Raw genomic sequence first — 22,481 nt, forward strand, 5'->3', positions numbered from 1 at the left:
CTACTCCAGCCATTCGACCGCGTATATGGCGATCCAGAAACCTGCCGTCGGTTCATTCTGCTCGAGGCGCGTGGCAGAAAGACCGACTTTGTGCGCCGTTTCGGAGTTTAGATTTCGTGCAATTGACGGCATGCCGCGCCCGAGCATAACAACTGATTTCCATTTCGAATATGTGCGAGTGCCGGCGATAAAATGAGCATACCGACAGCATGACGATCGTGCCCCGCAGGCCTGCGCTCCTTTGACCGCTACCGCCGCCGCTCCGTCCGCACCGCCGACCGGCCTGCTCGAGGATGCGCTCGCGTCGCTGAAACGCGATCTGTCGAAGCTTTCGGCGCGGCTCAAGGCGGTCGATCATACGGTGGAGACCGAGTGCAAGGCGCTGACGCTTCGCCTCCACTATCCCGCATTTCGGCAGCGCAAGCCGATGGTGTCGGAGTTGGTGGACACCGTCTCGACGTACATCGTCAACTTCTGTCTGCCCCGCCAGCAGGTCGCAGACCTCAACCATCAATACGGGAAGGTCTCGGCGGAGGACTTCACGGAAATGTTCGAGGTGCTTCGTCAGGAGGCCTTCGATCTTTTCAAACGCGCCCATGTCGCGACGAACCGCAACGGCGAGGCCGGCGAGCTGATTCTGTATCTGCTGACGGAGTGGCTTCTTGAGGCGCCCCAGATCGTCGCGAAGATGTCGTTGAAGACGAACACCGAGATGCCGGTGCATGGCGCGGACGGAGTGCATGTCCGATACTGCGCGGTCACGGGACGGCTCTACATATACTGGGGCGAGTCGAAGCTCTATGGCAACCTCGACCAGGCCATCACGGAGGCGGCGAAGTCGATCGCCGAGTCCCTAGATGACAAGAAGATCAAGCACGAGATCACGCTTGTGAAGCGTCATCTCGACCTATCCGGCCTGACCCCGGACGCCAAAAAGGCGATGCTCGACTTCCTCGATCCCTATGGATCGGGATACGCGAACCGTCACGACGTTATCTCCTGCCTCGTCGCCTTCGATTTTGACGCCTTCGCGGCCGCGCTGGCGTGCGAGACCGATGCGGAGGAGGAGTTTTGCCGGCTGGCTCTAGCAAAGCTGGAGGAGGCCGCCCCGAAGATCGCCAAGGCGCTCAAGGCGAAAGGCATCGAGCACCAGGAGGTCGAGATGTTCATCATGCCGGTTCCGTCGGTGGCGACGCTGCGCGACCTGTTCCAGGACAAGATCGGCTGGAAGCACCCGGCCACCGAGAAGGCGCCGAAGAAGAAGAGCGCTGGCAAGAAGTAGGACGCACAGCACGAAGGGGACGTCGACCGATGCAGGAACTCGCCGATCAGATATGGGGGAACAGCCGCTTCCATGATGCGGCTGCGCTGGCTCATCGGACGTGGCTGGCACGCGAGCTGGGGAGGCCGCTCGACCCCGAGGTGACAATGGAGGAAGCGGTCCGCCTGATGCAGGCCTCAGCGATCCTGGCCTGTTCGACGGATCCGGTGCATCGCCGCCAGGCATATCGTTCAGCGACCATGACCTACGAGGTGGTGGGCGCGAAAACGCTGCCCATGCAGCAGGCGCTCCGCGTGGTGCTGGCCCGGCTTGGCAACTTTCCAGCGCTTGAGACGCGCGAGGACGTCGGCGCCGCCGCGGCGGACCTACCGCTGGATCTCGCGATCGAGGAGATGGCCCTCTCTGACCGGCGCCGCGTCCTGCTGCGGGATCGCCCCGCGCTGCTGACGAGCTTCCAGCACGACCTGTGGAGCAAACTTGGCGAAGGGCGCAGCGTCGCCGTCGCCGCGCCGACGTCGGCTGGAAAGTCCTTCATCCTCCAAGGCCATCTCGCCCGCGTGTTCGACGAGGCCGGGGAGTGCATCGTCGTCTACCTTGTGCCGACCCGTGCATTGATCGCGCAGGTCGCACGCGATCTGACGGACCTGTTCTTCGGCACGGAGGCGGCGCCGGAGATCGTCACCGTGCCGCTCGACGGAGATCAGCCGCTGCCGACGCGTGCGATATTCGTGATGACGCAGGAGAGGACCCAGCTGATGCTGGCGGCGCATCCGGAGATGAGCGCCGGGATCGTCATCGTCGACGAGGCCCACAGCATTGCCGACCAAGGTCGCGGCATCCTGCTGCAGTGGGTCGTGGACGACCTGCTCCGCCGGCGCGCGGATGCGCAGTTGCTTTTCGCCAGCCCGGGCATCCGTAATCTGGACGTGTTCGGCCGCACCTTCGGCCTCGATAGCGTGGAGACGCTTCCGTCGACTGAGCCGACGGTAGCACAGAACTTCCTGATCGTGCGCGTAACCTCGTCGCGCCAAGGCGAATTCTCCGTCTCGAGCATCGAGCCGGGCGGCGAAGAGGCGCTGGTCGGCGAGTTCGCGATCGGACAGACGATCGCGTCAAAGAAGGAGCGCCTCGTACAGATATCGGCCGCTCTCGGCAAGGGTGCGCCTACCATCGTGTATGCGAACGGCGCCGCCGAGGCGGAGGACTTGGCCATCCAGCTGGCCGACCTGTTTGCTGACCGGGAGACGACGCCGCGGCGCGAGGCGGTTGCACAGCTCGTCGCCCAGTCGGTGCACCCCTCCTACGTCTTGGCGGCGGCGGTCCGCCGGGGTGTTGGCTTCCACTACTCCAACATGCCAGCGCAGGTCCGGCAGGCCGTGGAGGATGCCTTCGCGGATGGTGCGATCGACTTCCTGGTGTGCACCAGTACGCTTCTGCAGGGCGTGAACCTGCCGGCCCGCAACGTCTTCATGTGCAGGCCGGAGAAGGGCAGGCAGCGGCCTCTAGAGGGTACGGACTTCTGGAACCTCGCGGGTCGCGCCGGGCGGCTCCGCCGCGAGTTCCAGGGCAACATCTTCCTGATCGACTATGATGAGTGGAAGGCCAAGCCGCTCGATCAGGAGAGGGACAGCGATATCGTACCTGCCCTGCAGGAAGGTGTCACGCAGCGGCTGGAGGATCTCGTCGCGACGATGGCCGACGACGATGGTGACGACAGGAAGCCGGACGGCGACCTCGAGACTCTGTTCATCCGGCTCCTGGATGATTATTCGCGCGGCGAGCTGCCGACCACACTGTCGCGGCTGACCGCGGCGGGCGTGCCATCGGCGTCGGCCGAACGGGTCCAGGCCGCACTCGACGAGGTGGTCGAAGTGCTGACGCTGCCTGTCGAGGTCGTGCGCCAAAGTCCGAATCTGTCGCCGCATCGGCAGCAGTCGCTTCACGCGGCGCTTCTCGCCAGAGCGGGTACGGAAAAGGCGAGCGTGCGCGCGCTGATTCCCGCACATCCGCGCGAGAGCGGAGCATACGCCTCCTACGCGTCCTTGCTGAGGCTCTGCCATACGCACCTGCTGGGACTTCCGGAGACCCACGGATCGCACAGGTACCATGCCCTGATGGCGGTGTTCTGGATGAGCGGCGCCCCTCTCCCGAAGATCATCGACAGCGCCATCAACTATGACAAGAAGAAAAGCTCTCGGGCGGTAATCCGCAACACTCTCGATACCATAGAGAAGGTGATCCGGTTCGAGGTGGTCCGGCTGATGTCGTGCTACTGCGCCGTGCTCCTTCAAGTTATGGATGAGATCGGCTTGTCGGAAATGGCGGGCTCAGTCCCTCCGATATCCCTCTATCTCGAGGTTGGTGCCTCCGACCGGTCGATGATCAGCTTCATGGGCCTCGGACTGTCGCGCGTCGCCGCAGCAATTCTCAACGATGCCGCGGTCAACAAGAACATGACGATCAGCGAGGCGCGTGCCTGGCTGAAGGACGCCACGCTCGATGCGTACGAACTGTCACCGTTGCTAGTCGAGGAGATACGCCGGGTGGCCCGCTGATCTAGTTGCTAGCAGCGCAAGTCCGGTTTAGCGAGGCTATGTCGTCTTCAGGCGGCCACCATCTCGGACGCGTACGTGCAAACAACGGCCGAATTTCTGTCATTCAGCGATGTGGTGCGTACAACGCTGAATGTCCGCTTCCTTCGATTCCGATCCATAAGCCGCCTTTCGCAAAGGTCCCCGGCTACGTCATTCCTGTTCGTTAGAGCCGGGGAATGAACTACTCAGATTAACCGGAGGCTAGTTGGCTTAAGTTCTGCAGCCATGGAGACGTCGATCACGCAAGCGATATAGACAAAGCCGTCGAGATCGCGTCATAGATAAAGTCTGACACCCACAATTCCATTCTATTGGGTGGTCAGGAAGTGACGATATCGATCATAATGGGCGATGACATCGGCGATCACTTGTTCGCTGTCATAGCCGTAAATATCATACCCTCGACCGCCGCCTTCCAAATAGACCTCGGCGCGATAGTAGCGACGTCGGCGGTCATCCCGCTTGCGAGCGGAATCGACGAGCGCAAACGCCGGCAGCGGATGAGGGACGGCGCGCACCGCATAAACGAAGTCGCCTTCCGCGCCATGCTCGGCGCGCAGCATGATCCCGTCGGCCTCCTCGGCTACTGTCGCGCTGATCGCCCGCCGGCGCAATTCTTCTGCCACTGCATCCAGCGCCTTGTGGATAGTCGAAGCGAGGAAAGAGCGGACCTGTTGCTCGGTCGGATGGCTGACGATTGCGCCCAGGCGTCGCCGCCATTCATATTGCCCCTTTGTTCCTACCAATGGCGCCGCAGGCATGTTTTCGGCCCAGGCGATCGCCGTCTCGCGCCGGAGCGAAATCCATATGCCGTAGCACATGGCGAGCATGATGATCGCGAGAGGGAAAGCGGCGATGACCGCCGCCATCTGTACAGCGGCGAGACCACCCGCAAGCAGCAGCACGGCAGCGACGCCACCACAGGTCAGCGCCCAGAAGACGCGCAGCCAGAGCGCCGGCTCTTCAACCTCGTTCGTATCGCGCGCGGTAATCATTGCGATCACCAGCGCTCCGGCATCGGAAGCCGTGACGAAATAGATTGCTACCAACAGCCCGGTCATCCAGGCGAGAACCGTCGACAAGGGCAGATATTCGAACAGCGAGAACAGCGCGATCGGCATGTTCTCGGCGACGGTTCGTGAAATCGCGCCATGTGCGACATTGGTGTCGAGCCAGATCGCAGCGTCGCCGAAGATGGTAAACCACACGAAGCTGAATCCGGCCGGCGCGAGCAGGACGCCCAGCAGGAACTCGCGGATCGTCCGCCCCCCCGAAATGCGGGCGATGAACAGCCCGACGAACGGCGCCCAGGAAATCCACCAACCCCAATAGAAGAGCGTCCAGTTGCCAATCCAGTCGGTCGGCTGATAGGCATAGATGTGGAAAGTGCGAGCGACGAAGCCGTTGAGGTAGAGCCCGATATTCTCGACGAAAGCCTGCAGCAGGAACTGTGTCGGGCCAAGCGCCAGGATCAGCAGCATCAGGATACCCGAGATGACGATGATCGCCTCGCTCATCCACCTGATGCCGTTGTCCAGGCCGGTCGCAACCGTGATCGTCGCCAACACGGTGACGATAGCGATCAGCCACATCTGCATGTCCAGCGTCTGGGCAATGCCCATCAGATAGGTGAAAGATGCATTGAGTTGCGACACGCCCAGGCCGAGTGATGTGGCTAGCCCGGCGAGCGTGCCCACCACCGCGAAAATGTCGATGAAATCGCCCAGCGGCCCACGAACGCGCTCACCAAAAAGGGGAGAAAGGCCGAACGGATGGAGAGCGGCTCGCCCCGCCGATACCCGAAATAGGCCAGCGCCAGTCCCATGACCGCGTAAATCGCCCATGCATGGATGCCCCAATGGAAGAACGTGACTTCCATCGCGTCGCGCGCGGCCTGCGCTGTTCCCGGTCCAGCGTCGGGCGGATGGGAGAAGTGCGTGATGGGTTCGGCGACGCCATAAAAAACGATGCCGATGCCCATGCCGCCGCTGAACAGCATCGCGACCCATGTGCTGAATTTATAGTCAGGAACGGAATCATCTGGCCCCAGTCGCACGCGTCCCAGTGGGCTGGCGGCGAGGAGGAAGAGGAAAACGACGAAGATGCCCACGCACAGCAGATAGAACCAGCCGACATCCTGGATGATCCACGCATTACTGCTCTGGAACAGAGTGGCGGCCTTCTCGGGAAAAATGCTGGCAAATATGATGAGTCCGACAGCGACAATGGCCGAGCCGAAGAATGTGACCGGGGATATGTCTCGCATCGAGGGTAGCCAGGATGGCTTGTCAGCGGAGAATATGGGCTCGGTCAATGAAGGCTTTCCATCTTTAATTTCAGCAAATGCACCTTAGGATATCGCGCGTGGGCTTTTCAATGTCGGCAGGCAGCCCCGATGCGTGGCCTCGTTGCGCCTTGGCCGGTGCCCGGAATAAACGATCCTCTGCCAAGCCCCTGCGTTCGTCAGTGTGCTCGAACTTCCATCATAGTGCGCGATGTACGGCACACGGCTTGCCTACATTGGATGACGCGGAGATTCTGCCCACAGTCGAGCGAGATGCCAATCTATCATGACCTGATGGCGTGTTGGTGTACTCAGCTTGGAAGCTGCGCGTAAGGAGCGCCAGCGATGGTGGCAACCCGCAGGTCTTCCGCCATCTCGTCGTAACCGTCATCGAACAGTTCCCCTTATGGTCCCCCGTCAGCTCATGCCTGCGCTTGTCGGCGATCGTCAACCTACAGGGAAATGGCCATCATTGCCGAACCGCACCTCTGGCTAGCTCCGTTCTGCTTTTTGCGACCTCCGATTGATACAGCCAATAATGATAGACGTCGGGCACCATCTGTTTCTGAAAACTTGCGAATAAACGTTGAGTTTCGTAGAGTACAGCTTCGGAGGTTTGGGAAGATGATGGACTGGAATACGTATTTCACGACCCAAAACACGACCGGGGGACCCGTCATTAGGCAGGTCCCTCCCGAAGCCTACGATTATGGGGATGATGTGGTCGAACTTTCAACAGGAGCGTTGATTGGGCGAGCGATTGGCTTGGTTCTGGTCATCGGGGTGCTGCTTTATTTCTATCTCGCTGGATAAGTCACTCATCCGGCGGAAGAGATTGAAAGAACTTCCGTCCCGTCTCGCGGTTCACATTGTTCTGTAATTCTGCCCCTGCCTCTGCGTGACCAACTCTCACTGCGGCTGCCGCGGACTTGTCCGTCGCAAAGGCCGTCTTTCCCTGCTCGATGAATGCTGAGGCAGTGTCGGGATTGCCGACGTCCGGTCCATTTGGAAGATCTGACACACCTTGCGGATGATAGGCTTTCCTGACGTCAGCTGCATCACCGATGTCGCGGTGGGGCACATCGACAAGGGCAGGTTCGCGCAAGCTGTCCTGCACGCTCGCGCGGATCGCATCTTGCTTCTCACCCATCCAGCGGCTGATCATGCTATCTCGCGCCATGCGCTGATGATCGGTCAGATCCGTCGCCCATAGTTCGGGAGCATCAAGGCCTGGGTTATTCATCTGCTGCCTGCGATACCACTGGGCAAGATCCTGGCTCAAATTCTCGCTCAACTGCATGCCGTGGGTTTCCGCATAGCTCGCATCGCGAGAAAGCTGCTGCGACAGCTCTTCCAGCTTTTCCGCCGATTCCTGATAGGAACGGGCACGGGAGAGCGCGTCTTCCCGCCCCTGGAACGAAGACGAAGCGACTGAAGCGCGGCTGAACACTCCATCCTTTTCATAAGTGCCATCGGACATCGAAATATTGTTACCGGTTGAATGCTCGTCCCGAACGCCGCTGTAGGAGCTGCTGGTTTCATCATGGGACCGCGATTCTCTGGAACCCTGACTCAACTGATCATTCTGATTGGCCGTGAACCCTGCATTTCCGTTCATACCGGCCCCTAAGCCCGCCCGGCCGCCCTTCCCGGCGAAACCAAGCTGACCGCTTAGAGCCCCGCTAACCTGTTCATTCCAGTTGGAGGTCCAATCCCGCCCACGGCTTTCAGATTGTCCAAAGCCCGTCGAGCTTCTCTGGTCGATACCCGATGAGCTGCTTCCTGATTGCCGGTCGAATTCCTCCATTGAGCTGTTCGCACTCCGGCCAGAGCTGCTGTCCCATCCCGAGCTACGCTCGGACGACATGCCGGATGAACTACGATCCGTATGCGTGCTGGTGAGAATATCATTGGCCGCCGCACGATAGACCTGGGCCTGGCGATGGGCTTCATGGGCCTGCTCCCGCATCTCGGACACGAACCCGGTGCTCGCCGTCGGCACGAAGCCAAGGCGGGAAATCGCATGGGAGGTGTCGATCACCTCCTGCCCGTTGCCAAAGCTCGATACAATTGTGCCATTGGCCTGGCGAACGCTGAACGCCGAGCTTCCCGTCTGGTAGGCGGGCGCCGTGTTCCACTGATCGCTTTGACGCATGTTCGACGTCTGGTTTGCCCAACTGACATTGCCATAGGCGTAGTTGCCAGTCGTCTCTTCCAGTGCGGCAGCCTCTGCCGCATTTTGCGCTGGCGCCAGCATGGACATGGACTGGCCCGCGATGGACATCGCGCCGCGCGCCAGGCCTGCGGCAAGGAAGGGCACACTCATCAGCATGAAGCCGGCGATGGTCGCCGTCTCTGCGTTCACCGCATCGATGCCGGCATAGGTCCCCAATGTGACGCCGCCCTTGGCCACCCCTGCCGCGGCGGCCTCGGCGCGCGTCATGCAGATCATGTGCAAAATGACATAGAGCGGTCCCCAGGCTGCAAGATAGAAGAATCCCGTCGCATAACCCTTGAGCGCGGAGACACCCGTCTGGGGCATCAGGAAAAGCGGAAAGATGACCGGAAACATGGCGAAGAAAACAACCGTCAGTACGATGTTCAGGATCGGCACCCATGTCATCGCCTGTTGCGCGATACTGTTATAGGTGTTGCGGGCCTGTATGTCCGCGCGGGTTTGTGCGAACGCATCAATGGTGCTGCCGCTCATATTGTTGCGAGCCCGCATGAATGCATGAATGGCGGTGTTCTGCCGCATCGTCTCGGCAAAACCGTCCGTCGATTGCGTGAAGGCCTGGTTCGCGATCGGCACGTCGTTGCGAAGCTTGGCCTGGGCGATCGATTCACTGAGCTTGGGATAGACTTCCAGACCCCATAGCTTCGAATTTGCATCGATCATAGAAGCCCATTGTGCATCAAGCATCGCATAGGCATCCCGGCACGTCACGATATAGGCCGCGACCGTCCCGCCGCTGCGTTCGAGCCATTCCTGCGACCGCGATTCAGCGGTCGAGCCAATGGCCGCCCAAAGATTTGTCGCCTTCGCAAGATCGGTCAGGGACTTTTGATAGAGCATGATATCGCCGAAGACGCATTGCTTCATATAGTGATCAAGATTGGCAGAAAATTCGGCGTCCTGGATATTGAAATGGCGTGCCGCATCGAACAGGCGCGCGCCATATACCAGGCCGTTCCGGCTGTAGTTGAGCTCGGCCGGCATCACAAAGACCGTCTCGGCCGTTCGCGTCAGATAATCCCCGATCTGAGTCGTAAAGCTGGCAAGAACCCCAAGCCCGAGCGGGACGTTGGCGACCGTCGCCGGCGCGAGTCCCGGATTGATCCGGTCCGTCACCTTGACGTCCACTGTCGGGACCATCAGGCACATGTAGATGCCGGTGGCCTGGATGAACCAGTTGAGCCACGCCTTGTAGTTGAGCGTGAAAGCCACCACGAACAGCGAATAGATAAGGCCCATCACCATGATCACGCGGATCATGGAGCGATAGCCGCCGCCCCCGGTCCAGGCAGCCACGGCGTTGAACATGTTGACGAGATATTCGCCCCCGCCAACCGTGAAGACCTCCAGCACCGCCCGAACGCCTACTGGAGTCCCTGGGCGCTGAGGCCGCGTGAAAAATTGAGCGCAGCGGACATGCCCGGCGACATGCTGTTCTGCAATGTCGATTCAAGGAATATGCTTCGGTTGATAACCTGATAGGTCAATTGCAGCTTGTTGCTGAGCTTGACTTCCCGGGCGCCGAACTTTTGCCGGGTGGCCGCAATCTGTGCCTTCCATTGCTCTGCGGTTGCCTGGTCCGCGGTCTGATAGTGAACCCTGGCCTGCTCGACACGATCGAGCATATTGTCCAGCATCGCGTTCAACATGTCCACAGCCACAATCTCGGACAAGGCCTCTATCTCGCCATCGGTCAGCGCGTTGTGAGCGAAAGCCTGCACCGTGACGATCTTGTAGAGCGGGATAGTCGCCATATTGAGCAGTTGCTTCTCCGCCGATGTCAGGCTCCCGTTTGTGCGAGCCTTGATGCTCATGTCCCTGATCATTTGCCTGATCCGGGGACGGAGAGCCGCGGAAGAAGGGATGGCGAGCGTGGTCTCGCCCACATCGTAGCAATTTGGATCATTGCATTTGAGCACCTTGATGGCGGGCCCATTTTCGGTGCCGTCGAGGAGCGCGGTGACAACCGCCTCCTCGGCTGGCCCATACATGATCACATTCCCGCCTATGCTGGCATCGGCGGATGGCCGGGTGATGATAGTCCCCACCAACGTCATGATATATTCGGAAAATTCCTGGTCGAAGGCGCCGAACTTGGCTGATTTCTTCAATGCTTCCCAGGTGTAGTTGTGATTCTCGCCTACGAGCTGATCCGTCATCGCAGCGTCAGCATTGCCGGCGATCGTGCTGTCGCGGCTTCCACCATTATTGCAACCCTGGCGGGATGCAGCCCAGTCGGAAAATACGCCCTGGGAATTGCCAACCGCCTCGCAGATCGTGGCGCGGGTCGTGTCCATGGTTGGCCAAAGGCCGCCAACAAGAGCCTGGGCCGTCTCGCAGCTCGAGATATTCATCTGGTTGAGGAGCTGCGCCTTCTGGCTGAACTCGTCCATGACCTTGCCAATCTCCGGGGAAACGGAATCGATCGCCAGCTTGAAGGCGAAACCGAGCGCGTTGTTGGCCGTAGCCTTGAGCATCGCCACGATCTCGGAAGCATTGATGAAGGAGAAGCTCCCACTGAACAGGTCTATGCCGCCGCAGCCGGCTCGCGCGCCGGGAAGCTGAAGATTGAAGGGAGCAACGCTCTTTTGAGGGAAGCGTGTCCAGACATTCCCGAGCGAATAATAGCCAGCTGACTGACCCTGGAACGACGAAGGCCCCGTCACATTGGCCGCGCCGCCCGCCTCGCTGAAGAAATTGTTCATTTCTGAAGCAACATTTGCATCTGCCACGCCAACGAGCGCCAGGTGAACGGCGACAACCATGGTTATGGCGGAGCCTGCACGTTTGAGCATGCGGCGAGACCAACCGGTTTCATGTCCTTCCGGCATTAGAAGTCGCTCCCTACCTTCGTGTTGGTCAACATGAAGATCCGATCCATTATCTCCTCAGCGGAGAGGAGACCGAAACCTACAGGGATGGTGCGCCTGGTGGCGGTGTCGAACAGCACCAGCGCGGGCGTCTGGTTGCCGGCAACACCCATGCGGGCGCGCTGCCCTGAATCCACCACATAATTGGGAAAGTCCCGGTTCGGGCCACCATCCATGGAAACGGCCATCACGGTCATCCCATGACTATCGGCAACCGAACGGAGTATGGGCCCGAAAATCTCGCAGGCCCCGCAGCTTTGCGCATAAAAATAGAATAGACCGTAGCGCTGCCCGAGATTGGTCAGAACAGTATCCCGATCGGCTTTGCGATTATCGAGCCACGCCCGCTTGCCCACGGTATTCACAGGGCGCTGAAGCGTGTAGTCGAGATCCGGATTCTGCCACAGCGCCCGTTGCCATGTATCGGAGAATGTCGACGCTCGGTCGAGTTGTTCGCGCTGGAAACGCACATAGGCGATGACATTCTCTTGCGTCGGTTCCAGTATCGCCCTGGCCTTCAGTTCATCGAGCTCCCGGCTGATGGCCGCCATTCGTTCCGCGGCGCTGGCCTGCGGAACCAAAGAAGGGCGCTCGGGATCCTTGGGCCTGGTGCAATAGAACCACTGTCCCAGTCGCCGCTCGCGACAGTAAAAGCCGTCTTCGTGATCCTCAGCCTGCATGGCTTCGGAAGACGTAAGCTGTGCCATGGCCACCCCTGGCGAGACTATTGCAGCGAGTAGCAAGGTCGCGATTTGCGTGATCGTCTTCGTCATCGCCATGGTTCCTTGTCACCCATCATCTTCAACAGGATTGGCCAACTGGTCATGCGTCAGCCGAAGGATCGACATCATCAGCGCTACATCGAGGAGCCGGGTCCCCTGATCCAGCATCCGGATGATGCCGTTCACGAGAGGACGAGCTATGATCCGGCCCCTGTTGCTGGCCCGAAGCCGGTCTCCCGATTGCAACAGCCATCGTCGCCCCAGCATATATTCAATACAGCCTTTCAGGTCCTCGGAACCGATCACCCGCTCAAACCAGAGACTGACTTCCCGACGGACCTCATCAAGCAAAAGAGGGGTTGGACTTCGGTAGATGCAAATGAAAACGGCCAGCTCAAAGGCCGTCATCTCCCAATCAAATGGCTGATGCCGCGAAGGCGCGTCACTGGCTGTGAAGTTCATAATAGTCCTGTATCTTTTGCTGGATATCGGTCATCGTCTGAACTTCGTCGGGCATCCGAACCGCATCCATGAAGTCTGCATAGACTTCCGTGAAATCCATTACCGAGAGATCGAGGCGCGAAAATTCATCGACCGTGAAGCCTTCGCACTGCTCGTTTCTGGGCTTTGCGAAAGGCTTGTTGATCTGAGGACGCCCCTGTTCCTGCAGAATGCGCGACAGCTTGCTTTCAAAACAGCAATAGGTCTTCCGCTTGGTGGTGCAGACACCCAGGATGCTGGAAGAGCAATAGCTTCCAACGAAGGTGCAGAAGCCCATACGATCCTTCACATCGAGCATTTTCTCCTCGGTAGAACACATGAAGGTGGTAAGAAATTGCGTCGCGACTCCCGCCAGTGCGGCGACATTGCCACTGATAGCGCCTGCGAGCGCGGCGCCGCCGACGCCCAGCGGCACCAATCCGGAGACCTTGCCCGCGCAGCAGTTCACGGCACCGAAGATCTTCTTGCTGCATGTGTCGCGCTCGCCGGGGAAAACATGCATGTCGTCCGGATCGAAATCCTTCCCGGCGGTGTCGACCGCATGGAGAGCCGTCAGCGCATCCTTGAACTCGGTGGAAGCTTCGCGCTCGATCGCCTCGCAATCACCGTTGATGCAGTAGACATCGTCGCCGCACACATATTCGGCCGGCTGTTCGATCTTTCCACCTGGTACCGGACATCGGAAGACGCGCTCGGTCATCTTGCAGGCGTCGCCGGACGGAGTCTCGTCCAGACAATTATCGTATTTCCAGCTGCATTGCGGATTTGCCTGGAGATCGCCGCAGTCCGTTTGCGGGTCTTCAGTATAGCACGTCCCGTCGGGGTTACTGTTCGATCCTGCCGGACATTGCTGATGAGAGGAGGCTGCCTGGCTGTGGACCTTGGAGCATTGCTGGCCCGATAACGTATAATCCACCGGGCAATAATGATTGGGCTGCGCCGCCACGGTCGCGGTGCATTGCGAGCCCGAGAGCACATAGCCTGCGGGGCAGGCGTAGATCGGTGTCGCCCCCTGATCTTCCAGCCTGCTGCATGTGGCACCGCTCAGCGCATAGCCTGTGGGACAGGCATAAATCGGCGTACCAGCCAGTGCTTCGGTGCGCGAACAGCTTGTACCGTTGAGGCTGTATCCCGAAGGGCAGGAATAGGTCACCGAGGCGGCGATCTGCTCGCTTGCCGAGCAGGTTGCGCCAGACAGAGCGCCCCCGCCAGGGCAACCATATTGGACGTTGGCGGACTTATATTCCGATTTCACACATGTTTGTCCAGATAACGTATATTCTGCAGGGCAGACATGTGTGACGGTGGCGCCTGTTACATTGGTGCGATAGCAGCTTGTCCCCTGCAAATTGCCACCTTGCGGGCATGTATAGGTGACCGTGCCATCCTGCACGATGTTTGACACGCACTGGCTATAGGCAGGATCGAAATTCCAGAATGCGCTGGGACAGGTATAGGTCGTCAGGGGCTTGTACAGGCACCATTTATCGCCATATTTCTTCTCTTCCCGAACGAACTCGATACTGCCGGGCCTGTCGACCGTGGGAGCGCATTTCCGGCTTGCGAATTCCGCCTTGCGCATCACGCAATGAGGTCCACCCGAAAAGCCGGTGGGATTATAATAATAATAGGGACAGGCATAAGCCGGGGTGGCCGATGTCGTGCTGGTGGTAACGCATTTATCGCCCTGCACCGTCCCGCCGCTGGGACAGCTATAGGTTGCCGTTGCCTGATAGTTGGCGCTCTGCGTACAGGTTCCATTGTCCAGGCTATATCCAGGTGGACAGGAATAGCTTTGCGTGGCCGGCTGTGTGACCTGCCGCGTGCAGGTCGATCCATTGAGCGTCCAGCCTGCTTCGCATGAATAGGTTACCGTGGCCTGATAATTGAAATTGCGCACGCACATCGTTCCCGCGAGCGAATAGCCGCTCGGGCAGGAATAGTTAGGGCTCGCCGCGCTCGTTATTGTCGTCTGGCAAGTCGATCCGGCGAGGCTGTATCCATCGGGGCACGCATAGCCCGTCACAGAGGCCTCTTGCGACAAGGTGCGGCTGCATCGGCTACCACTGAGGCTCCAGCCCGGCGGGCAGCTATAGGCACTCACATTGGCGGGCTGTGATTGCGCACATTGTGAACCGTCCAACGTCCAATCTGCATCGCAGCTATAGCTGATATTGGCTGGGACCACTTCCGTCATCAAGCATGTCGTGCCATCGAGCGTCCATCCGGGAGGGCAGCTATAGATCGTCTCAGCCGGCACGGAATTGACGACGACGCCGGTGTCGCAGGTGGCATCATAATAGATCTGGCTTTCTTGCGCCGGCAGAGGTTTGCACTCGCCGCTGGCGCCGCTGATGGTCTCACCGCCCAGCTGCGTGGAGGGATCCTTCTCGATTGCGGAAGCATTGGCCGTCACCGCCTTGATCTCATCGAGAGAGAAGGTGGGCCGGCTTTTTGCGGCGTCGGTCGAGATCTGATAAGCTTGGCTTGTCCCTTTAAGCGCATTGGCGTCGCTGGCCAGCTTGTCAGGATTGCTGAAATAGTCCGCCTCGGGGAGTTCCACACCCTGGTAGCCAGGTACGACCGCCTGGGACTCGCGCGTCGGAACCCAGTTTTCATCACTGCGCATCGCCGCGCCGAGAGCTTTACCTTCCTCGCGGGCCTGCTGGCTCGTCATTTGCGCCGACGTCGGCATGGCAAGCCCAAGGAAGGCCAGCAACAGAAGGGAGGTGAACCGCTTCATCGACGGTTTCGCTCAAGGTTGGCAAGAGCAATGGCCGCGATTTGCGCTCCTGGACCATTTCCATCGACGAAGCTGTCCAGCGCATATTGCACCGTCACATTGCCGGTCATGCGATCATAGGGAGGGACGCTGGTCCGGCAGTTGAAACCTGAGCATGGGTCGAAATCCGACGACACCGCGACATAAGTGGGGACTGCCTTGACATCGAAGGCGCGAAAAAGCCGCGGATCAATCCCGATGGCCGGGAAATCCTTTTCATCGACCACCCTGGCAAGCGCGGCCGAAAAAACCTTCATGCTGTTGCGAGGAAATCCGCGAAATACGACGATGCCTCGGGCCTTCGCGGTATCTCGAACCATCTGCCGAAGAGAAGCGGGTGGCATGGACAGGCTGGCGAAGGCGATGAATTGCGAGGCCTCGCCACGACCGCCTTCCAGATTGGCGGCGGCGCCCGAGACGATCTCATCGAAATCTATCGAACCGTCCGGACCGTCGGGCAGGCTCGCCGTCGCGACCTTGCGCATATTGGCGGTGCCACCGGCCTGCACGGCAAGGGCGTCTTCGCGGAAAGCCTCACCCCGATCCTTCACATGGCTGGCAAACGCTTCGGCGTCGCTCTGGATGCTCGCGGCCCGGCGTTTGACGGCCTGGATGTCCAAGCCATCGGCCTTCTGCGCCACAAGCGCCGAAACCCCGACAACGCCAGGCAGAATAGCGACAGCGACATATGTCCAGGCATGCTTCATCGTCCAGGCTCCTCCATTGCCGTCGAGAGCTGCATGTGGGGGGCGTGCAATTCGCCTTTGTCCGCTTCTCCGTTCCTGGCGCCGAGCGTCAAAACGACGGCAAGAACCATCGCGAAGAGGAGGCTGCCGCCAAGGAGGGCGGACCTGACGCCCTTACCCCGGATGCGCGGAGCGCCGATATCGCCCCTGCAGCCAGCTACCAATTGCCTTTCAAGAAGATCACGCAAGTGCCTCGCTGCCCAGCTACCGCTGCGTCCCTCCTCGATTTCGTCAAGAAGGGTCAATGAAGCCCGCGCGACATCGAGAATATCCTGCTCATGCCGATCAATTCTCCCGGAAAGTTCGCGGCCCTCGAGCACGTGACGGATCCGGCGGAATGCCGTGCCCAGCGCCGACGCAGCGCCTCCCTCTGCGGTCAAAGCGTCCATCACGAGGCTTTGGGCTGCCTTCGGCTCGCTCATAGCACGCAGCAATTCCTCTTCCTCCAGACAAGGTAGCCCATGTCCTCGCCGCCGGCGGGGTAGGAGCGTCCAGTTCCTGGAGGCATGGTGGATGCGCCGATCGGCGAGCAGGCATAGCGACCCGACACCGTCGGGATCGGGTTCACCATCTGGAACCGATATTGCTGTTTTCGCATGATCGGCATGACATATTTTTCACACAGCCCCTTCGACCCCATCGTTCCCCAGGCAAGCCCTTGGCGATGCATTTTGTACGCGAACCGCGAGAGCGCTAGGCGGGAAGACTGAACATGTCCGATCGAGGAGGGAATGTTCCCGTTCATGGGATACATGGAGCCCTGACAGCCCGCGCACCAGAACAGCGTGTCGATCGGCATGGAAGCTGTCGCCGTTACGCAGTCGGCGGCGCAGGCGGCCTGCGCGACGGGATTGGCGAACACGATCGCCTCCGGATTGATGAGGCCCGACAAGGCATCGTCCTGCCAGAGCGGGTCAACCTCGGTCATATAGGCTATATCGAAGCTCGCCTGCTCGAAGCAGAGAAAGTCCGTGAGCAGCTCCATCCAGTAAAGAAGCGGATAGACATACCAGTGAACGTGCCATTTGGCGGTGCTTTGCGACCGGCCACCGACCATCGATGGGCCTGCCATATAGCCCTGGCCGATATCGAAGCCCGGCGCGATCCGCACCCCGCCAAGATTAGGGAAACACCAGGGCTTCATCGTGACATCGGCGAGCCTTGCCGGCTCCCAGAAGCCGATCGAAATGCCGATGCGCGGAATGGGGTCGGCGCAGGCGCAGACAGGCGAGGACGGATTACTGGCATCGGGCCGATTGCCAGGCCAGATCTTGAGCCCGCCGACCGACAGGGGGAAGAGGCAGGACCAGCAGACATCGGTGATGGGATTGACGAACTTGCCATTGCAGCTCGGCGCGGCAATGGCCGCAGGCGCCATCGCAACAATGGACAGCAGGGCCGTCAGAGCAAGGACCGAGTGCCGCAGGAGACGGTTCATTCCCCTTCTTCCCCGCTATCGAACAGGCGATTGTCGGCGCGCTGCTTGGCATTCCAGTAGAGGAGGCTCTGCAAAAGGGTGAGCGCAAGGATGATCGCGACAAGATAGAGGGCGGCCCTTCCCATCAGCGCGCGCATCGTTGAGAAGAAGGCGACGCAAAGGGCCGTCAAAACACACAAAAGCTGCCAGGCCATGCGCAGCCGGCGGAGACGCGCGGTCTCCGGGGCCGCCATCGGCGTGCGCAGCAGTTCCAGCCAGAGAGGCATCAGCTCGCCCTCCCCTTCACCAGCAGGATCTCGCGCACGCGCATGACCTTGCCCGCCTGCTTCACCACGGCCGGTGTGTGCCGAATGCCGAACTTGGCGGTAAGGCGGCCCTGCTGGTCGAAATAGAAACGCCGCTGGCGGCGGGTCATTTCCTCGATCGGTGAGCCCGCCACGAGGATGATCTTGGCCTGGCTTTCATCGTAACGCGAGGTCGCCCATTGCATCTGGGCAGGATTTTCGCCGTCTATGAAGACAAGGTCCTGAGCGATCTTGAGGAAATCGAGCGGATTGATCTTCTGTCCGGCCGCCGCGATCAGTCGCCCCTTCTGGTCCCGAATGTCCCGCTCCAAAATGACCGACGGATCGAAATCCCATTCCTTCGGCCGATTGGCTGGAGATAGCCCGCTCACCGGATCGGGTCTGCGCACCTTTGCTTCGACCCGCCGGGCAAACTGCTCGTTCATCCGTGCGATCTCACCGCTGGCTTCGGCTCGCTTCAGCCGGCTCTCGATCGTTGCAAGAAGGTCCGGCTCAACGACGGGGAATGTCTGTCCGGCCTGCCCATAATCCTTCGCGTCTGCGCCCATCGAACCGATGGCGAACGCAGCCCCCGCCAGGGACCCCACAATGCCGGCGCCGGACAAGAGCCGCCTCACAGGATCGGAACCCCTGTGCCAATAATCTGGCGACTGCAGACAAAGCCGATTTCGGCATAACGGCTGTCGAACCCATCCTTATGCGCGGACCCCGCAAAATAGCAGCCGCGCGGCACGGGGCCAGTGTGTCCCGGGGTCAGAGGTTCGCCAAGGCGCGTACGGGGCTTCATCGTCACCACCGGACGCCCGTTAATGGTCACGAGGGCGCCTTGATGCGCTACGACATCGCCCGGCATGCCCAGAACCAGCTTGCCGAAGGGCTGGCGCCTTTCGCCAAAATGGCGGCGGAGCAGCGCTCCGGGCGGCGGCTGGAAGAAAATATAGTCACCCCTCGCCGGCAATCGGTCCCGCTCGACCAGGAAGGCCCAATTCGGCAGCGATTGGGTCAGGTTGATCAACAGGAGGTGAGAGCTGCGCCAATGCTGGAGCGCGCTCAGGGCGAGGCACAACATGACTGCGCCTGTGAGCAGCAACCATCGACGTCTCGCCGCCCGCCACGGCCGGGGCGCGCTATCACCGTGCGGTCGCGCCATCGGTTCCTCCAAAGGTCGCGACCGAGGCGCCTGCGGCAAAGCCCGGCGCGGCGGTCGCATCGCTTACGCCCTGTGCGCCCGGAGTTGTCCGTTGCGCCGGGGGTGCAGCGGCGGCAAAAGGGTCTGGCAGGTCCGGTCCTTCGCCAGCGGCAGCCGCGGCCGGCACGGCCCCTTGCACAGGCGGTTCCTTTTCCCGCACACGCGCTTGCCTCGGCAGGGAAATGCCCGAAGCATAGACCGCTTTTTTGACACTCTCGGTGATATCCGGCACGTTCCTGCTCAGCACCGCTTCTCCTGCCATCACCACCTGCCCGTCATGGGAGCGGCGCTGCAATTCTCCTTCCAGCCTCGCCATGAAACGGCGCGTCTCCGCCGCAATCTGTTCGGGCGGCGAGGCTGATCGCGCCTGCGCTTGCACATATTCACCGACAATGGCCGACAGCCGGGCGGAAACGATCTGGTCGCGGCGCGGCGCAAGAAGCGTCCTTGTCACCCACATTGCCCAGATGAGCCCCAGGAGGATCACAGCCCCAACCAGGATCTGACCGCGGCTGTATCCGGCGAAAACCGGCCTGCGCCGCTGCGCAGCGGCGGAAGGCGCGGGAGGAGGCGGAAGGGTGAGGTCGAGTTGTGTGGGCTTAGACATGGGGAATGCGATGCCTTCGCAGGAAGAGGAGAATGAGCGAGAGCAGAAGGTGGGAAACCAGCAGCAGCATCTGGAAAGACAGGGCGCGCTCCGGGCTGGCCGCGATGTAGCGCGAGGAAAGATTGGTCAGCTGATGCATCATGCCGTCGAGCGAAAATCCTCCCAGGCACAGGAAGGCAAAGACGAACAGGCCCCAGGTCATGAGCACTATGCCGGCAAGGAAGGCGGCCATGTCGAGGATCAACCATGCAAGGCCCGCCCAACCGATCACCCGCTCAGCGCTCCGTACAATCGGGACATACCGCGCTTTTCTCTCATCCTTGCCGCCGGTCATCGCCCTACTCCGCAGCACGGGCGGCGCCGGGCGCCGCTCCCGACCATTTTTCAGGATCGTCAGGAAAGGCGACGCGCTCGATCGCCTGTTCCATGCTCATGCCTTGCCCGACCATCTGCTCGATCGCGGCAAATGTATCGGGACTGGACGAAAAGAGGGCGGCCGAATAAGGATCAAGAACCAGGCGTCCGAGGGCCAATGTCTCGGGGCCCTTGATCAAAATATCGGAATATTCAAAACCGTTGCGCTTAAGCGACCTCAGCAGGGCATCTGTGTAATCGTCCATCTCGAAGCGATCATGCTTCTTGAAATCGGCGATGGTCTCCGGCTTCTGCTGCAGAATGAAGAACCAGTCGCTATTCTCGAGCGCAGCAATCGAGCCCGCCGATTTGTAATAATCGTTGAGTGACTGCGTCGCTGTCACCAGAGATGCGCCATATTTGCGGCATGTGCGCGCATAGGTTTCGATGAAATCGGCCATCGCTCCGCCACGCAGCATCTGCCAGGCTTCATCGAGCAGCAGTGCCTTGGGAATAGCGCGATCCACCTTGCGCATCATCTGCTGTGAAAGAAACATGATCGCGGTCAGCACAACACTGCGCAGTTCCTCGCGCGAGGAAAGATCGGACAGTTCGAACACCGTCAACGACGCTGACAGTTCGAACGAGACCTCTCCCTCGAAGAATTTGCCATATGTTCCCCGCGAGGAGAACGGCCCCATCGCAATGCCAAGATCGCGCGCCATCTGATTATCGGTCGCGTCGAGGGCGGCGATGACGTCATCGATGGACCCGGCTCGCCCCTTCTCTTCCCACACGCGGTTGACTGCTCCATCGATCAGCCCGCGCTCGGTATCGTTCAGCTTGTCGATGTGACGCGCCATCTGGTTGACGATGGCCTTGAGCATCGCCATGCAATCGAGCAGATAATCCTCGTCCTGCGCCGCCTGGGCTCCATCGATCATGCTGAAGGGGTTGAGACAAAAGCCGGCGGACATCGTGAATTCGACGAAGGCGCCGCCCTGGAGCTTGGCCGAATGCTCAAAGGAGCGGCCATCGTCGATCACCACCACCCGCGCGCCCGCGCCGCACAGCGAGGCACACAGTTCCTGCAAGGCCACCGACTTGCCGGAGCCCGATTTTCCGAACACCGCGACATTGTGATTGCCCGCCCTGTTTTCGAACGGACTCCAGAAGAAGGGCTGGCCCCGCCGGCCGATCAGCAGCATGTGGGGGATCGCTCCGCCGAGATATTCTCCCTGCAGGGGAGCAAGGTGGGCGGCTGTCGTCGTCAGCATGGTGCGCATGCGCTTCATGCGTTCCAGATCCTTCGACAGTCCATTGGCCATGGTCATGGGCATGGCGCAAAGGAGGCCCATCACCTGGAGATAGCGGTCATCGAGCAGATCCCAGCCGGCGGCGCGATAAACGGATTTGAGGATCCGTTCATGGGCATCGCCCTTCCCGTGGGGCGAGAAGGATGTCACCGAGTAGAAGAGACGCACCAGCTTGCGTCCCTGCTTCATCTCATCATTCACATGCGCCCATTCGCGGCTCTGTTCCTTAAGCTGTGGCAGGAACCGCGCCGATCTGCTGTCCGCCAGGCTCGTCGTACGCATATATTTGAAGCCCGCCCTGCTCGCAGCAGCCTCTACGTCGGGAAAGTCGATGCAGAGATTGGTCGAGACAGGGCAAGGCATACGCAGCTTGTCGGTGAACATGTCTCCGATCAGCCGGGCAACATCCCAGGGCGCCCAATGCTGGGGCAGATTGCGCACGGAAAATGCGCGCACGTCGAAGCAATCGGGATAGATTTCACCGATTTCGGGCGTGCCGTCGAGTTCCCGGCCCGTTGGGCGAAAGCGTTCGGTGCGCAGCAATATCCGGTCTGCCTCCACCCGCATCTCGATGTCGCGGCGGATCGCCTGATCGGCGATACTGTCGAAGGGATTGTAGCTGACGGCATCTTCTCCCGGTGCCGTCGTGGGAGAGGTGATGTCGTCGATCCAGGCTATGAGGGCCGCAGGATCCATCTTGCGGGCGCTCACATTGATGGAGGCGAGCGCGGACACCAGGCCGTCCATGACACCGACAATGTCCTCATTGGATACTTTTGAATTTTCCGGCGTCGAATAGGAGACGGCAACGCGGTGATTGCGCAGGAAGAAAGGTGCGTCGGCCGAGAGCGAAGACCAGACACCCTGCGTCATCAGCGCGATGCGATGCCTGGCCATCTGCTCATAGAGCCCGCGCGCCCTGTATCGCGGGACATACCATGTCGAAAGCAGCTCGCTGACGCGCGGGCTCATCCATTGATGGAACTGAAGGCAGCCAGGAGTGGGGATCGCCTCGGAGAGAAATTGCGTCAAAATCTCGCCGCTGCGCTCGTCAGCCCCGACCATGGGCGCCATTTCGAGCACGAAGCCGCGTGAGGCGCTGTTGTAGAATATGCCGCTTTTCGCGTCGTAGCTGCGATAGGGAAGCCAATGGGCCAGCATCGGGACGCCAATCGCCGGTCGCTCAGCGTCCGGACGGCCCATCCAGCCCAACAGACCGGCCATCGCCCTTTCCACAAGACCTTTCTGCGCCATG

At 60.4% G+C, this 22,481-nt stretch carries 16 protein-coding genes and 2 pseudogenes; 3 read left to right on the top strand and 15 right to left on the bottom strand.

The genetic code is table 11. From position 1 onward, the window contains the following. The first annotated feature begins 241 nt into the window (after positions 1-241). Complete coding sequence (locus tag TZ53_RS24120; RefSeq protein WP_052628286.1) at positions 242-1,282, top strand: HamA C-terminal domain-containing protein; 1,041 nt, start codon at positions 242-244, stop codon at positions 1,280-1,282. A 29-nt stretch (positions 1,283-1,311) separates the two neighbouring features. After that, positions 1,312-3,837, top strand: coding sequence for a DEAD/DEAH box helicase (locus TZ53_RS24125; RefSeq protein WP_044663432.1), 2,526 nt, complete (start codon positions 1,312-1,314; stop codon positions 3,835-3,837). A 347-nt stretch (positions 3,838-4,184) separates the two neighbouring features. Here the strand turns inward: TZ53_RS24125 and TZ53_RS24130 are convergent. Then, positions 4,185-6,142 (bottom strand): annotated as a pseudogene (locus tag TZ53_RS24130) (BCCT family transporter). A gap of 480 nt (positions 6,143-6,622) precedes the next feature. Between TZ53_RS24130 and TZ53_RS24135 the strand changes: the two are divergent. Further along, positions 6,623-6,973 (top strand): hypothetical protein, encoded by a 351-nt coding sequence (locus TZ53_RS24135; RefSeq protein ID WP_157009871.1) that lies wholly within the window; start codon positions 6,623-6,625, stop codon positions 6,971-6,973. Between the two features lies 1 nt (position 6,974). Here the strand turns inward: TZ53_RS24135 and TZ53_RS24140 are convergent, their stop codons facing one another. The 14 genes and pseudogenes from TZ53_RS24140 to traC form a co-directional block, all read right to left on the bottom strand. Beyond that, complete coding sequence (locus tag TZ53_RS24140; RefSeq protein WP_044663434.1) at positions 6,975-9,749, bottom strand: conjugal transfer protein TraG N-terminal domain-containing protein; 2,775 nt, start codon at positions 9,747-9,749, stop codon at positions 6,975-6,977. A gap of 11 nt (positions 9,750-9,760) precedes the next feature. Beyond that, on the bottom strand, positions 9,761-11,161 hold the full coding sequence (locus TZ53_RS24145) for a conjugal transfer protein TraH (protein ID WP_044663586.1): 1,401 nt from the start codon (positions 11,159-11,161) through the stop codon (positions 9,761-9,763). Between the two features lie 65 nt (positions 11,162-11,226). Further along, complete coding sequence (locus TZ53_RS24150; protein ID WP_443216158.1) at positions 11,227-11,973, bottom strand: conjugal transfer protein TraF; 747 nt, start codon at positions 11,971-11,973, stop codon at positions 11,227-11,229. Positions 11,974-12,054: 81 nt separating this feature from the next. Further along, a complete protein-coding gene (locus TZ53_RS24155; RefSeq protein WP_052628289.1) occupies positions 12,055-12,450 on the bottom strand; it encodes a hypothetical protein in 396 nt (131 codons plus the stop codon). Next, a pseudogene (locus tag TZ53_RS27705) lies at positions 12,431-13,300 on the bottom strand (conjugal transfer protein TraN); the annotation flags it as partial. The gene TZ53_RS24155 and the pseudogene TZ53_RS27705, both read right to left, overlap by 20 nt. Positions 13,301-15,228: 1,928 nt before the next feature. Continuing rightward, a complete protein-coding gene (trbC, locus tag TZ53_RS24165) occupies positions 15,229-15,978 on the bottom strand; it encodes a type-F conjugative transfer system pilin assembly protein TrbC (RefSeq protein ID WP_044663435.1) in 750 nt (249 codons plus the stop codon). Further along, the gene (locus TZ53_RS24170; RefSeq protein ID WP_044663436.1) at positions 15,975-16,439 is read right to left on the bottom strand and encodes a hypothetical protein; all 465 of its coding nucleotides are present in this window, start codon (positions 16,437-16,439) and stop codon (positions 15,975-15,977) included. The genes trbC and TZ53_RS24170 overlap by 4 nt, the downstream gene beginning before the upstream one ends. After that, positions 16,436-17,455, bottom strand: coding sequence for a conjugal transfer pilus assembly protein TraU (gene traU / locus TZ53_RS24175; RefSeq protein ID WP_044663437.1), 1,020 nt, complete (start codon positions 17,453-17,455; stop codon positions 16,436-16,438). Before traU ends, TZ53_RS24170 begins: the two co-directional genes overlap by 4 nt. Beyond that, the gene (locus TZ53_RS24180; protein ID WP_044663438.1) at positions 17,452-17,721 is read right to left on the bottom strand and encodes a hypothetical protein; all 270 of its coding nucleotides are present in this window, start codon (positions 17,719-17,721) and stop codon (positions 17,452-17,454) included. Before TZ53_RS24180 ends, traU begins: the two co-directional genes overlap by 4 nt. Beyond that, the gene (gene traW / locus TZ53_RS24185) at positions 17,721-18,377 is read right to left on the bottom strand and encodes a type-F conjugative transfer system protein TraW (RefSeq protein ID WP_044663439.1); all 657 of its coding nucleotides are present in this window, start codon (positions 18,375-18,377) and stop codon (positions 17,721-17,723) included. The genes TZ53_RS24180 and traW overlap by 1 nt, the downstream gene beginning before the upstream one ends. Beyond that, complete coding sequence (locus tag TZ53_RS24190) at positions 18,374-18,910, bottom strand: S26 family signal peptidase (RefSeq protein WP_044663440.1); 537 nt, start codon at positions 18,908-18,910, stop codon at positions 18,374-18,376. Before TZ53_RS24190 ends, traW begins: the two co-directional genes overlap by 4 nt. Beyond that, entirely contained in the window at positions 18,891-19,409 is a 519-nt protein-coding gene (locus TZ53_RS24195; protein ID WP_337589263.1) for a TrbI F-type domain-containing protein, read from the bottom strand. The genes TZ53_RS24190 and TZ53_RS24195 overlap by 20 nt, the downstream gene beginning before the upstream one ends. 139 nt (positions 19,410-19,548) lie before the next feature. After that, a complete protein-coding gene (locus tag TZ53_RS24200) occupies positions 19,549-19,890 on the bottom strand; it encodes a hypothetical protein (protein WP_052628291.1) in 342 nt (113 codons plus the stop codon). 4 nt (positions 19,891-19,894) lie between these two features. Next, on the bottom strand, positions 19,895-22,480 hold the full coding sequence (gene traC / locus TZ53_RS24205; RefSeq protein ID WP_044663443.1) for a type IV secretion system protein TraC: 2,586 nt from the start codon (positions 22,478-22,480) through the stop codon (positions 19,895-19,897). Position 22,481 lies beyond the last annotated feature (1 nt).

It is taken from the genome of Sphingobium sp. YBL2, from assembly GCF_000943805.1.
Taxonomy (GTDB): Bacteria; Pseudomonadota; Alphaproteobacteria; order Sphingomonadales; family Sphingomonadaceae; genus Sphingobium; species Sphingobium fuliginis.